General features: G+C 58.4%; 8 protein-coding genes and 1 pseudogene. 6 read left to right on the forward strand and 3 right to left on the reverse strand.

The features are described 5' to 3' along the window. From istA to HUI96_RS28665, 4 genes are all read left to right on the forward strand, one after another. Positions 1 to 1,392, forward strand: a 1,392-nt coding sequence (istA, locus tag HUI96_RS28650) for an IS21 family transposase (RefSeq protein WP_188258108.1), incomplete at its 5' end; no start/stop codon positions are given. Further along, positions 1,295 to 2,002, forward strand: a complete 708-nt coding sequence (istB, locus tag HUI96_RS28655; RefSeq protein WP_210320371.1) for an IS21-like element helper ATPase IstB — start codon at positions 1,295 to 1,297, stop codon at positions 2,000 to 2,002. The genes istA and istB, both read left to right, overlap by 98 nt. A 1,365-nt stretch (positions 2,003 to 3,367) precedes the next feature. After that, complete coding sequence (locus HUI96_RS28660) at positions 3,368 to 3,532, forward strand: hypothetical protein (protein WP_188258109.1); 165 nt, start codon at positions 3,368 to 3,370, stop codon at positions 3,530 to 3,532. Positions 3,533 to 3,789: 257 nt separating this feature from the next. After that, entirely contained in the window at positions 3,790 to 8,100 is a 4,311-nt protein-coding gene (locus HUI96_RS28665) for an NACHT domain-containing protein (RefSeq protein WP_188258110.1), read from the forward strand. 330 nt (positions 8,101 to 8,430) lie between these two features. Here HUI96_RS28665 and HUI96_RS28670 read toward each other — a convergent pair whose 3' ends face one another. Both HUI96_RS28670 and HUI96_RS28675 read right to left on the reverse strand, forming a co-directional pair. Then, a complete protein-coding gene (locus HUI96_RS28670) occupies positions 8,431 to 9,843 on the reverse strand; it encodes a hypothetical protein (protein WP_188258111.1) in 1,413 nt (470 codons plus the stop codon). Positions 9,844 to 10,544: 701 nt separating this feature from the next. After that, positions 10,545 to 10,988, reverse strand: a complete 444-nt coding sequence (locus tag HUI96_RS28675) for a transposase (RefSeq protein WP_188258112.1) — start codon at positions 10,986 to 10,988, stop codon at positions 10,545 to 10,547. Positions 10,989 to 11,768: 780 nt separating this feature from the next. On the opposite strand from HUI96_RS28675, the pseudogene HUI96_RS28680 reads away from it, so the two are divergent. Next, positions 11,769 to 12,591, forward strand: a pseudogene (locus HUI96_RS28680) (nickel-binding protein). A gap of 499 nt (positions 12,592 to 13,090) precedes the next feature. Here the strand turns inward: HUI96_RS28680 and HUI96_RS28685 are convergent. Then, a complete protein-coding gene (locus HUI96_RS28685) occupies positions 13,091 to 13,708 on the reverse strand; it encodes a hypothetical protein (protein ID WP_188258113.1) in 618 nt (205 codons plus the stop codon). Between the two features lie 155 nt (positions 13,709 to 13,863). Here HUI96_RS28685 and HUI96_RS30430 point away from each other — a divergent pair, with 155 nt between their 5' ends. Beyond that, a complete protein-coding gene (locus tag HUI96_RS30430) occupies positions 13,864 to 14,061 on the forward strand; it encodes a helix-turn-helix domain-containing protein (protein WP_188258114.1) in 198 nt (65 codons plus the stop codon). The last annotated feature ends 170 nt before the right edge of the window (positions 14,062 to 14,231 follow it).

Genomic DNA, 14,231 nt, shown 5'->3' on the forward strand with positions numbered 1-14,231 from the left:
CGCGAGCGCCTGACGCTGATCCGCATCTATGAGGAACTGCGGGCGCTGGGCTACGAGGGCAGCTACGACGCGATCCGCCGCTACGCAAAGAGCCGGGAGAAGGCTCGCGGTGCGGCGATGGCCGAGGCCTACGTGCCGCTGTTCTATCCGGCGGGTGACGCCTACCAGTTTGACTGGAGCCACGAGATCGTCCTGATCAACGGCGTCACCGTGACCGTGAACGTCGCCCATGTCCGCCTCTGTCACAGCCGCATGATGTTCGTCAGGGCCTATCCGCGCGAGACGCAGGAGATGGTGTTCGACGCCCACGATCGGGCCTTCGCCTTCTTCGGCGGGGCCTGCACGCGCGGCATCTACGACAACATGAAGACGGCGGTTGAGACGGTCTTTGTCGGCAAGGACCGTCAATACAATCGCCGGTTCCTGCAGATGTGCAGCCACTATCTGGTGCAGCCCGTCGCCTGCACGCCGGCCTCAGGGTGGGAGAAGGGTCAGGTCGAGAACCAGGTCGGCCTGGTGCGCGAGCGCTTCTTCACGCCGCGGCTGCGCTTCAAGAGCTACGAGGAACTGAATGCCTGGCTGCTCGACAAGTGCGTCGCCTACGCCAAGGCCCACCGCCATGTCGACCAGCCGGAGCGCACGATCTGGGAGGTGTTCGAGGAGGAGCGCGGTAAGCTCGTCGACTATCGCGGCCCCTTCGACGGCTTCCATACGGTGCCCGCCTCGGTGACGAAGACCTGCACCGTGCGGTTCGACAGCAACAAATACTCGGTGCTGTCGACCGCGGTCGGGAGGCCGGTCGAGATCCAGGCCTACGCCACCCGCATCGTCATTCGTCAGGACGGGGCGATCGTGGGCGAGCATGACCGCTCGTTCGGCCGCAACCAGACGGTCTACAATCCATGGCACTATGTCCCGGTGCTGGCGCGCAAGCCCGGGGCCCTGCGCAACGGCGCGCCGTTCCAGGGATGGGAACTGCCGCCGGCGATGGAGCGGGTGCGCCGCCGGTTGAAGGCTGCCGCCGATGGCGACCGGCAGATGGTGGCGATCCTGGCGGCGGTGCTCTCCGACGGTCTCGATGCCGTCGAAGCTGCCTGCCAGCAGGCGCTCGCCGAGAACGTCTCTTCGGCGGCCGTCATCCTCAACATCCTCGCCCGCCGGCGCGATCCGGCGCCGGCCGTCACCATCCTCACACCCGACGCACTGCGACTGCGCCACGAGCCGCAGGCCGACTGCGCCCGCTACGACAGCCTAGGGGGGCAAGCTGATGGAACGAACCGAGGTTCTGGACCTGATGGGAACGCTGAAGCTCTACGGGATGCGCAGCGCCTACGACGAGATCATGGCCACCGCCATCAAGCGCCAGCACGAGCCGCCGAGGGTCGTCGGTGACCTGCTCGCTGCGGAGATCGCCGAGAAGCAGGCCCGTTCGATCAAATACCAGCTCACCGTCGCCAAGCTGCCGCTGGCCAAGGACATCGACGACTTCGACTTCGCCGACACGCCGGTCAACGAGGCCCTGGTCCGCGATCTCGCCACCGGCGCCTTCGTCGCCGACCAGCGCAACGCCGTCCTCATCGGCGGCACAGGAACCGGCAAGTCGCACCTGGCGATCGCAATCGCCCGCGCGCTCATCCGCAGCGGCGCACGCGGCCGCTTCTTCAACGTCGTCGATCTGGTCAATCGCCTCGAGACCGAGCATCGCAGCGGAAAGCAGGGGCGCATCGCCGACTACCTCACCCGTCTCGACTTCGTGGTGCTCGACGAGTTCGGCTATCTCCCCTTTGCCCAGGCCGGCGGCCAACTCCTCTTCCATCTGATCAGCCGGCTCTACGAACGCACCTCGATCATCGTCACCACCAATCTCGCCTTCGGCGAATGGCCTGCGGTGTTCGGCGACGCCAAGATGACGACCGCGCTGCTCGATCGGCTCACCCATCACTGCGAGATCATCGAGACGGGCAACGAATCCTGGCGCTTCAAGAACCGCTCTCAAAGCTAAAGCCGGAGAGCTCAACCAACGCGCCCGACCGGGCTGCGCAACCCAGACCAGATCCACCCGGTCAGGCGCTCACCGTCGCGCCCTACAAGGGGGTCAAAATTGGACGCCGATCAGGGGTCAGTTTTGTGCGCCGATTGACATTCCGACCGCATCTCGGCCGTTCCACGACCGGCTGTCGTTTCCCGAAAGCTGTCGTTCGGTCCCCGGTATGCTTTACTGGCTCTCAACCCCAGCATCGCAGAGCCAGTCTATAGGCGTCTCAAAAGTGCTTCCGTAGGCGCACAAAACATCGTCGTCCGGTACGGAAAGGCAATCGAGTATCTGGCTGACCGCCTCCTGACTGGAGACTTTGGAGGGCGAGGCACTGGAATCGGCTATCCGAGAAGTCAAAAGCCGGATGGCAGACGATGGTGGTGGGAGCGAACCTGACCAAGTTACCTAACTCGACCTTCGGGAAAGTTATGATCCGAAGGGAACCTGTTCGATTCGAGAGCTCCACGGAGCGCTTAAATCGCAGATGTTTTCAGGCTTACTATAGTTAAATGACGTTTGTTTTCGATCTGCAATCCCGATGCTCGTTAACGGCTATCGGATAGTGTCATCGGAGCGGTGATTTGATCCGTCGCTATCCCGGCGTGAGGAAAGCCGCCGCGTCGGATAGTTCCCAACAGCGGCCACTGCCATCGGCACGCAGCTGCCGTTCATCAGGCCTCTGATACAGTAATGCGAAAGCTCGCGCAGGACACCTGCATTCCCCAAAAGCAACCGCCGGCAAGCACTGCGCGTTCGTTGGCGATACTCATCCGCACCTCCTCAGCTCGGGTTGTCAGCCAGTATACAGGGCCAGTATATAGGGATTGCCTGCACGCATTGTCATGCGTGCAGGCGATCTCCCGCACGATGGCTTTTCGAACAGCTCGACTGGGCTTTCAGCCCTTCAGGAAGGCAGCGAGGTCTTCGCGCGCCGAATGCAGATATCCACGCCCGACGCCCGCTGTTCGTGCAGCCACACGGTCGTTTTTCCAAGGCGCACCCCTCCCGCTCAAGGGCTTACCGCCGGATGCGTCTCGGTGAACCCTGAAAGGGCCATCGAAGAAGAAGCCCCAGCTTGGGTACATATTATTGTGATCAATAAGATGGGGCGGGTCCTCCCGACGATACCAGTCCGGTGAAGTCGACAGGGTCGATCGCATAACGAAGGACGGTGACGGTGAGACGCGGACAGCCTTGTTCGAAGCAAGACGCTCTTGGCCAGATCGAGGCCGACGGTGGTCACTTGCATGGCGTTTGGCTCCTGTAACGTGTGGTTGCTGCAGCACCTCATCCAGGCATCAGAATGCCGTCACGGGAGCGGAAGCCATCCAGATGAAGCGAAAACTGAGTGAGACGGCTGAAATCGGGCGCGAAGCTGCCAGGCAAACTTTGCCCGAAAGGGGAGCCGGGAGCAGACTGGCCGCTTTTGGTGTTCAAAAAGTGAAAGCAGCGATTCAAACCAACTGGACCGAAGTCTCTAGTACGCCCAAAATGTGACGCTCACAGCCTGAAGATTCGCCCTTAGATTGCTGCACCTGGTGAGCGACTTCTGGAGATGCCGATACTGTACGCTTATTTATCGGCGGCACGCAAAATAGCAAAATGTCATTTGATGCATCATGGGTCGCGACGGTAACGATTTTACAGAAAGAACCAAGCTTCTGCTCGCTCAGAGGGTGGGATGGCTATGCTCGAAACCGGATTGTCCGAAGCCGACAGTCGGACCCAAAAAGGGATCCGATGGGGTAGTCAAGTTGGGAGAGGCGGCTCATATCACGGCAGCGTCGCCTGGCGGCCCACGATATGATGCATCGCTTAGTTCCGAAGAGCGGCGCAGCTTTTCCAACGGTATTTGGTTGTGCCGTGATCACGCCCATCAAGTTGACCATGACGAGGAACATTTCACCGTTGAACTGCTCCGCCAGTGGAAACGTAATGCGGAGGCACGAGCCTTTGAACAACTGACGACTGGAGGTTTAGCACGGACGGTCAATCTCGGCCCTGAACTGATTGACGAACTCAAGGAGTTGGCAGCCTCTCTGGCTCTTCCTGCGGAAGATGACCTGCTCAATGTAAAGCGACGTTTGCAAAAATCAGCATCGAAGCATCTCGACGCCTTTGAATCCCTCCCTGAATGGCCCGTACACACAGTCAAGCTGAGCTTGGAGGCCCAACTGCCCCAGGACAAAGCCGGCATTTTCAATGTTGATCGGCTAGGCCCGGCATTACAGGCCGCCGGAGAGGTGTCTATCGTGGCTCCTCCCGGGACTGGCAAGAGCACCACTCTTGTCCAGCTCGGCAGGAAGCTGAATGAAGGCGGCCCTGTACCCTTACTGATCCCACTAGCGGAATGGGCATATGATGGCGGGAATTTGTTTGCCTGGACGGCCAACAGGAATGCATTCCTCGGCATCCGCCCAGAACACCTGAAGTTCCTCGCCCATCACGGTGAGCTCGCCTTATTGCTTGATGGATGGAACGAACTGGAGGGTGAAGGACGCAAGAAGCTTCTAAACCAGCTAAAAGGGCTTCGCCGCGACTATCCGCTTTCGCTGGTGTGCATGAGCACGAGGCAGCAGGCCCGTGAGGTACCGGTCACAGGGCCACAGGTACGAATCCGCCCGCTTTCGGAAAAACAGCAATTCGTCGTTGCTCGGGCGCTCAAGGGGCATGCTGGCGAGAAAGTGCTCGATCATGCTTGGCGCACGCCTGGCTTGCGCGACCTGACAGGTATCCCACTTTATTTGAGCGTCCTCATGGAGATTTCCGGGGACAATGGGTTACCGGAAACAAAGGAAGAAATTCTTCGACGCTTCGTCGACAAGCACGAAAGTGTCCCTGAGCGCGCTGAGATACTCGACCAAGAGCTGCATGGACAGCATTCGAAGATACTTGAAGGGTTGGCGGTAGAAGCCACGACTGCAGCGAATACGACCATAGCAGAAGCGAAGGCGTTCTCGGTGGTGAAGACCGTTGAAGATCGCTTGGTTGAAAAAGGGCAACTCTCGTCAGTTCACCAGCCGAAATCAGTACTGGAGGTATTGGTAAATACGCACACCCTGGAGAGCATCGCTTCCTTGGGAGTTTCTTTCCAGCACCAGCAATTCCAGGAATGGTATGCCTCACAAGAAGTCGAGAGGAAGATGCTGGATGCCCACCGAACGGGACTGGGCTTAACGGACGAGTTCGCAGTAGCAGTTCTCAACAACCGGGCATGGGAAGAGGCGGTACTCTTCGCCGCTGAAAGGTTGTCTCGCCGAGAGAATGACGGCGTCGCAGCAGTTGCTACTGCCATTACAACCTGCCTTCAGATCGATCCGCTGTTTGCGGCGGCAATTCTTGCTCGCAGCGCGTCAGGTGTGTGGGACAAAGCTGGTGAAGCAATACAATCGCTTGCGCGACAATGGCATCGACCGGGCCGGGTAGATCGTGGCCTGAGTTTCATGGTCGCCACCGGACGGCCGGAGTTTGCCGATGACATTTGGCCGCTTGTGACAAGCAGTGACTCGCAAGTCCAATTGCCCGCGCTCCGTACAGGCACACTATTCAAAATAAGCGTCCTCGGCGACTATCTACAGCGTGGCCTCACCTCATTGGATGAGGCAACCCGCGAGCGACTTCTTTCCGGGCTCGCCTATGAAGGCGATGTAACCGCGCTCGAATTGGTCGCCGACCTGGCTAAACGTGATGACAGCACCATAATTCAGGGCCAAGTTTTTGATGCATTGATGTTCCGCCTCGCAGAGCGGCAGGCCTTGGAATTGCTGCGATCTGCCAGCGATGACGTCTGGAAGCAGGTGGCTGCGCGCGGATACGCGCGAAAAATCTCCGACGGAGAGGTAGCAGCACGGCTTCGAGCTATTGAAGACGAGCTGCTTAACGAAGCGGCGCGACCCGAGCTAACGCTGCGTGCGTTGATAGAATTGGAACCGGTGCCGCATGATCGGGTAACCGAATTACTTGCTGACCCCGGATTCGACTTCCAAGCCGACAATGCTGGTTGGTTATTTTCCCGTGCCCAAGAGAGAGTACCTAGCGCAGTGGGAGAGGCGATGAGACAGCGCCTTGCAGAAGGGCTACCGCTGCCTTGGCGACCCGACGACTTTTTATCGACCGTTCCGGACCAAGACGACGGACCGATTGCACAGTTGGTTCTGAAGGATGAAGTTGATCAGGAACGGCGCAACGAAGCGGCACGCGTTGTCGGCTCGCGCACCGTAAAAGCGATAGTGGAAGAATGCATCCGACGCTGGATGGAGATCAAAGCGTTGGACCGGCGCCCCACAGAAGGTGAATACGAGCGACTGCGGTCACAGCAGGACTTGATTGCTGTGACACGTTCTCCAGCATTCTTTGAAGCAATCCGCTCCTTCGGCGATGAAAGCGATCCAGATGTAGTTGCGGAGCTTGGCCGTCTCGTAGCCCGCCATGGCAGCGACCCCAACCAAGGTGAACTTACGTTAGACCCCAACCTGCGCGCTCAGGTGGTTGCGGTCATGAACAGATGGGCCGAGAACCTCCTCTCCTCATCTTCCGTAACGCGTCACCACTTCGATGAAGTGGTGCGGGCCATGAAACGGTTGCCGGACCCTTCGCAGTTTGCGCCCGTTTCAAGGATGCTAAACGAAGATTTGACGCGCTGGCGCGCATCAAAAGAGGAGTGGCGCGGGAACCGACAAAGAGGAAGCATTTCTCCTGATGTTTCACATTCCTACACTTGGACGTACCGCGACGCGCTTGCCGCTGTTGGTACTGATGAGGTCAAAGAGCTGCTTGTTGGATACCTCGACGACCTAGATTTCGCCGAGGAAGCCGCCGTTGCGCTCAGGCAAATTTGGGACAAGGAGGTCGGCGGGCAAGAAAAGGATAGCAGACCTTTTCGATCGTGGCCTGACTTCGGTCTAGCGCTCGCGAACCATGCAAGGCGCAAAGCGAATCCAACGGCAACGACGGATGCTTCTGAAGCGATATTTGCAGCTGCGGCCAAAATCATCTCCGGTGATGCTGGTATCCGCGAACTTTCCAGGGCTGCAGCATTGGCTGGCATTGCGGTCACGATGCCTCACGGCGATAAGCAAGAACTTCTACATGGTATAGTTACCGCGAACGTCCCGGCTCGTGCAAAGCGTGACCTGATGACCCGAATGGTAGTCGGCGGCCTCACTGTCGAAGTCGACAGCTTGATGAAGGTGTTGCATCAGTTATTTGCTGAAGGCGAGGAGCAGTCATGGCTGCTCGGGAAAGACAACTCAGAGGTCTTCAAATGGCTGGAGCTTTTCCCGTTCTCCGATGAACCGCTTAAGGTTCTCGACGCTCTCGCGTTGGTTCAAGTTCGTATCCCCCACATGAGACCATGGCATCTGAGGGGCCTTCTTCAGGCAATCGGCAGAATGCCAGGGGAAAACGCAGTGGAGATGCTGTCATCATTGGCGAAGAAAGAACCTGGTGTTCTTCGCGAGTACGATTGGTACCGTTCACTTCTCGCTCAGTGGGGCGCAAGCTCTCTTGAACTGCTGGAGGCCGTTGCGGCGGGTAAATATGGCAACGCGGCCGACATAAAGTCTGGTGGTTATCAGCTGCCGGGTGAAGTTGCGACATCAATGAAAAAGGCGCACGGGGGTGAGGAACGACTGATCGCACACTTCAAAGAAGCAACAAATGATTCCCAGAAGGCGTTCTTAGCTGCCGTGATTTCAGAGTTTGGAAGCGCCAACTCATTTCTCGCGTTAGTGAACGACCCCGTCGGTCGGGCGGTCGCAAAAAGGCGGCTTCATAGCACGTTGAGGGAGCTAACCTATCGTAAGGATCCTGTCAGCCCGGATGGGAATGCATACGAATTGGTACCGGTGGATGCCACCGCGCTGCGCCGTGCGTTGTTTGAGCTATCTGCGTCAGACCAGCTGGACATAGCCTTCTTCGCAGTGCTCTGCCTCGAAATGATAGACGAACTGCGAGACGAGTATGGTGGCATGGATACCGAGCCACGTCATCCTGACATCTCAGCCGGTCGCCCGTGGCCCCCCTCTTTAGCTCACTCGCAGATCGCCCCGCAACGTCCGGCTTGATTATAGCAGCGGCAAAGTTTCCCTCAACGGCTGAGTAGGGTGCCTAATCTCGCGGGCGTCTGAAGCGGCGCCAGGTTCTGCAAGGCAACAGTGCTAGAATTGCCCGTCGCTGGCACCCGTTGCCTTGAGCGGCCGTGAAAGATGCTGACCAACAGCGTCGGTGGCCAAGCCCGCACTAACGCGGATCTGCAGACGGTAGCTGGGGGCGTCGGGGACGTGCGGCAGGCCGTTCAGTTCGTGGTTGACTAAGGAGAATGATCTTTCCCCCGTAGCGGCGACGCGAGCCACTTGGCGTTACCACCCTGAACGTGGCCAAACCATTGTTCTGTTCTACTCTTGGTCAATCCCTGCCAGCCGCCGCTCGTAGGCGACAATACGCGAGCGTGTATACCCTGACGACTGGTACTCCAGGCAGCCAACGAAACTCATGAACAGCTTCTCGAAGATCACCTGCGCCCTCAACCGTGCCATCGCAAGCCGGTCGATATCGTCGACCAGTCGGCCATGCACGATTGCGTTGCGCGCGGCGATCATGTTGTCGAGCGCTTCGAGCAGGTCTCGGTCGTCCTTGTTCCATTGGTTGGAATACCCGGCAGCCATCCGCTCGATACGCTCTTGGAGAGTCAGGGGTGGCGATGAGGCTAGCCCCCGCTTTATGTGGCCGGCCAATTCCTCATCAATGTTACAGTCGTCGACCGCTTTCTTGAGCGCCGATTTGATCGGCTTCCATTTTTCGCGACTGACGCGGTCGCGGTCCAGACCGGATGTCATTTCGTAAACAGCCACGAGCCGCTCAATCGCTTCGACGCGGTCGGTGAGCTGCGCATCCAGGACTGTAGTGCTGAAAGAAGCGGCGTAGCCCCATGCAGCCGCATGGAGCAGGCCCCTTTGATCAGGACACGTCGCGAGCCGTGCAGCCGCTTGGGCTAGGTAGTCGTCTACGCGCCCAAAGAAATCTACGGAGTCAAAGGGGTCGGAACCTTGCCTGGGCTCTACCTCGGCCCGGTGCCACGTCGTCGTGATCTTTTCCGTCGTGCAAACGTGCTCAGTCAAGGGCGTCACGGATTGCTGGAACCGGTACATTAGTAAGATTCGAATGCTGAACCACAGATTCTCAGCGGACGTGACAAAGGCCCCCGATGGCATGTCTGCAACGGGTTGAATTTCGACACCGGGAATCTCAATGAGCTCGACTTCCCGCGAAACCCTCGAATCTTTCCGCCGGTATCCGGTGGTGAGCAACCGCAGCTTCAACCCGAGCGATGGCACGCTTCGCCACTCCCCGCGCACGGACAGCGAGTCGGTTTGTCTTTCACGATAGACGTACCAGGTGGGTGGCCGTTGAAGAAACGTGTACACGGCAGATAGCTTGCCAGCCGATATCGACGATGTCTCGACATGTCTGTGAATTGACAGGCCGGCGAATTTCTGGATGCCGTCGGCGGAAATTGAAATGCCGCCCGCCCTCCCACTATGAGTTAAGGTGGCCGTACCGAATGTTCGTTGCTCAAACTGATTGTCTCCCCATTTCGGCCAGTCAGGGTTGTCGTAGAGCTCCCACTCCAGATGCGACCTGCTGATTGGCAAGAAGCGCTGATAGTCATCGTGATTTCCGATTAGCGACATCCGGTTCCAGTGTAGGAAGTGCGGATCCCGTTCGAGTATTGCGGAGAACACGGCATTTCCGTGCTCGGGGTGAAGCAGTTTGACCGAGACGCTCCGCTCAAAATCAGGTTGTGACATCCGACAAGTCTGCCCCAAGTCGGCTGGGGCAGCAATCTGACCTCCTGTCGGCAACCCGCGAGTCGTCTGCCGCCGTAGGCTGTGTTCCGAGCAGAGCCTTGCGAAACGCCTGTTCCGGTTGGTCCGCCATTTCGGTTGGGTCTCAAGGCTGGGACGGCGTTTTTCGGGACCTGTCCGTTAGCGAACGTCTGCTATTGGGGCGCAACGCGGTCGTTCCGCGAGCGAAGCAGCAATGTCCGCTATGCGGTATGGGCAACATTTGCCTGGATGCCCGAGAAGGGCGAAGCTGTAGATCGTGTTCGCTGATCGAACGTCCGCTTGCTTGCTATGCCCGCCCAAAAGCTGTCCTTCCGCTTTCCACCCCCGAATTGCGGCCAGAAGCTGAGTAACAAGTAACCGGTACCGAAATCATCGAACGAGAAGCGAACCCTGAGCGCCGAATGCAGGCGAACTGCCTTCTCCTGATTGTTATGAGGACCGATTCCGTCACCTCTAGGGAGAGCCGGGCTGCAGGCAAGTTCTACACCGCGAACAATAACGGATTTCAAGGCTGGTGACGTTGTGTACAGCCCGGGTCAGGAGACAAAGCCGTGAGACATCGAGGATCCGGCTAAGGTCGCGGCCAGGACTGCTCCATAGCGCTCGCCTGCCAAAGGACCACCGCAGCCCCCAATTAGGATTCTAACCCAACGGCTGCTGGGTCAGTCCATCCCGAGCTTTCTCCTTAGTTCCGCATTTTCCTTCCGAAGGCGTTCGGCAAGCAGGGTCTTAAGGCGCTTATTCTCTTGCTCAAGCGCGAGGAGATCTTTGAGTTCATCGCCATTCGCCGCAGGCGGTGCAGCCTTCTTCCAGTGATAATAAGTCTGTGTTGAGATGCCGGCCTGCTTTGAAGCGTCCTTCAGCGTGGCTCCGCCGCTTATTGCCTCCTCAATCTGACTGATCTTTTGAGCGCGCTCGGCTTCGGAGTGCTGTCTTTGCCTGGCTCCGTTCGCCTGAGTGGCTGAGATTAGATCAGAGGATTTCTTACGGCGCGGTGGTCCCGATGGAGACTTGGCGCGCTTGGTTTGCTTTTGCACTTCAGGCGTTTCCACCTTTGCGCGTGCCTCTTTGGTTGTTTCCGATTCAGCTAGCTCGTCGTCGGCCATAACCGGCTCCGCTGACATCATTTGTGAGCATGCAGCATCATGAGTTGCAACATTGGAGTCAAGCAGGTGAATACTGGTGAATTCGGGAGTAAGAATGCAGTCTCACACCCACTCGTGGCATTCTGGAACGCGCAACCGCGGGATGCTTGTCAAAGGCCATGGCGGTTTCGCGATCACAGCTAGGCAAACCCGTCCAACGCTCGCAATCCGGGAATACCAGCGCCATATTCAAGGTTATTGAATTAGGCTTGAATATGACCTCTGTTTCTGAGATCGAGTTCAAGGTTCATAAACAGGGCTAATTTGGCAGAAGCGATCCGGCAGCGCCTCCATGAGCTACCGCATCCGCACGATAACCACTACGGTGCGTTGCTGAAGCCCGGCTGAGCGAGAATTCTGATCCGCCTAGTGCTGAGCGTAGCTTCATCTCATCAGGAAACTGGCGCTTGAGATTGACCGTCAGCATGCAGTCGACGAGGCGGGCCCTTCAAGCCGGACGTGATCGGCCAGTTCGAAACGGCGCTGGTAGGCGGCTGGCGATGCCGCCATCCAGATACTCGCCATTTCCTAACGGGGCGACCTGACAGGGCCAGGAGGCACCTTTGCTCTGCGCCCGCCAACCCCTCTCGTAGTCGTGTGGCGAACACCCAGTCGCAATTCTTGACACGGCATTTTAACAGGCAGAGGCTTTTTCCTGTTCGGTGCCAGCTTGCCAATTCCACCTCAGCCAAGCCGCTCCGGCCCAGTCCGATGTCTATCGCAGGATTGTGGAGGGCGCTCATGCCCATCTTCCTTGACCGCCATGACATGAAGGGAACAAGCGCCACGGAAGTCGCTGAGGCGCACCTGAAGGACTTGGCGCTTCAGGATCACTATGGGGTCAAGTTCCTCACCTATTGGTTTGACGAGGATCGGGGAACCACTTTCTGCCTGATCGACGCTCCCGATAAGGAAACCGCCCAGCAGGTCCATCGTGAAGCTCACGGACACGTCGCCGGGGAAGTCATCGATGTGTCCCTCTCGGCTGTCGAGGCATTCCTGGGCCGCATTAGCGATCCTCTGCCAACAGGCCCGTCCACGCATGGTGGGCCCCGCTCATCGGGCGATCATGTTCACCGACATCGTCGAATCGATGGAGATGCCGGCACGGCTTGGAGATGCAGTCGCAACCGAGCTTGTGCGAGCCCATGATGCTTTGGTCCACCGCGCCCTGGCCCGGTGCGACGGTCGTGAGGTCAAGCACCTGGGAGATGGCATCATGGCCGCGTTTGACTCGACCCTGGCAGCGGTCGAGTGTGCCCGGACAATCCAGCAGTCCTTTGAGCGATACAACCGAGCGGCTTCAGAGCCGATCCACATTCGCATCGGACTGGATTGCGGTGAGCCTGTTGAGGACAGTCGTGACCTGTTCGGGGCAACTGTGCAACGCGCCTCTCGGGTGTGCAGCGCCGCCAACTCGGACCAGATTCTCGTCGCAAGTTCTATACGGATGGAATGTGCGGAAGACGCTCGCTTTGTTGACTGTGGCTACAAGAGCTTGAAGGGCTTTCCCCAACCAGTGCAGGTCTTTCAATGCGAGTGGCGGGCAGAGGCATCCGGGTGAAACTGAGTTGAATGGTCGATGGACGATTGTCCTCGATCAGAGCGATCTGCAAACACCAGATCAAGGAAATGGCGACCTTCCGGTCCACAGCTAATATCTGGAAGCAGGATTGCCGATCAGAGTCCGAAGGTCACCATACCGCGTTCGTCGATTGTCCAAGCCGGGTTCCTGCCAGCACTGGAATGTGGGACAACGATAACAATCGCGAGTTAAGATTGGAGATGTGAAAGGTTTCGCGACTTAAGCGTCCCGCGGAAGCCTCCTGTGGAGTGCCGGCTGCGCTTGTTTAGATTGCAAGAGGCAACGCGGCTTGCCGCAACGGCGCGATAAGAGCCGGAATAGTTGCCGGATGCCGCCCACATATCGCTCAGAGCGCGAGCGATCGGGTCGCCGGCGGTCGTCATGCCGACCATGCGTGACTGCTGGGCGATCTCCTTTAGGTCCTTGTACCCGCCAAGCGCGGTGCGTGATGCGTTCCAGTCGGTGACAGGATCGCCGCTCAGCGGCAGAGCGCAATCGGCGAGAAGACGCGCCGCGCCCGATCGAATGTGCCGGCATCAAGCGCAGACGCCCCAGCCTGAAGCGCGCTCGCCCGCGCCCCATGTGCAGCTCCGCCCACGCGTCCATGCTGCTCGCACCAATCCTTATTCTGCAACCAAAACTCGGCCGCCTGCGCGAGCGTGACCTTTCGCGCTGATGCGCAAAAATCGGATCTCTGTTCCAGCAGGCGGGCGACGCACAGCGCGGCTGCGGCGGAGAGTTCTGCATCCCAGGTAATCTCATGAGAGAGCGGGGCACTAGCAATCTTCGCGTAGCTCCGGCCCACCGAGAGCGCATCAGAAACCTGAATAACGAGATCATTGCTCGGGCGAGGACCGCGACCGTGGGGTCCGCGATGCTTCGTTTGCGCAAGTCGATGAACATCTGCCGGACGTAAAACAAGATCGCCGCTTGAAGATGTTGTTGATGGGTGCATACGCACTGAGCGAAACATCGCGGCAGGCCGGCGTTGGCGCAACCGCGCGAAGCCAGCGGGGCGGCGCTGTGCCACAATTTTTTCGACGTCGAAACCGGCGAAGACCGAGATACAACCTGGTCCCTTCGTGAACTGCAGCAAGGCCTCACGTTTCAGGACGTTTCATTCGGTTGCATGCTGTTTCTAAGCTATTGAACTTATGGACTGTTTTCCATAAATCTGCTTCAATGCCGTGCCAGTCGGCAGTAGCCTCCGTACGCACTTGGGTTCCAGTGCATCCAGCACGGAGAAGAGACATGACAAAGCTTGCAGTCAGCATTCCGGAGGCGGCCCAGATGTTAGGGATCGGTCGCTCTTCGCTCTACGCGCTATTCCGGGAGCAAAAGTTGACCCCGAGAAAGAGCGGCAAGCGCACGCTCGTCCTAGTCGACGAATTGAGACAATACGCCGAATCCCTTCCGGCCGGTGTGAATCGGCGTGCAATTTCGCCGTAGTGGAGTGCACTCCTGAGGATGGACACATCGGGTGAGGAATTGACCGGTCCTGTCGGGTTTTCGAAGAGAGAACCATGGCAAGATGTCGCACGCTGTCAATCGGCGCGCAAAACTGACCCCTGATCGGCGTCCAATTTTGACCCCCTTATTGTAGGGCGACGGTGAGCGCC

It is taken from the genome of Pseudaminobacter soli (ex Zhang et al. 2022), assembly GCF_014595955.1.
GTDB lineage: Bacteria > Pseudomonadota > Alphaproteobacteria > Rhizobiales > Rhizobiaceae > Kumtagia > Kumtagia pseudosoli.

Coding starts and splice junctions, on each gene's coding strand:
- HUI96_RS28675 (WP_188258112.1), bottom strand. CDS start 10,988: ATGGCCGACGACGAGCTAGCTGAATCGGAAACAACCAAAGAGGCACGC.
- istB (WP_210320371.1), top strand. CDS start 1,295: ATGGGAACGCTGAAGCTCTACGGGATGCGCAGCGCCTACGACGAGATC.
- HUI96_RS28670 (WP_188258111.1), bottom strand. CDS start 9,843: ATGTCACAACCTGATTTTGAGCGGAGCGTCTCGGTCAAACTGCTTCAC.
- HUI96_RS30430 (WP_188258114.1), top strand. CDS start 13,864: ATGACAAAGCTTGCAGTCAGCATTCCGGAGGCGGCCCAGATGTTAGGG.
- HUI96_RS28660 (WP_188258109.1), top strand. CDS start 3,368: ATGAAGCGAAAACTGAGTGAGACGGCTGAAATCGGGCGCGAAGCTGCC.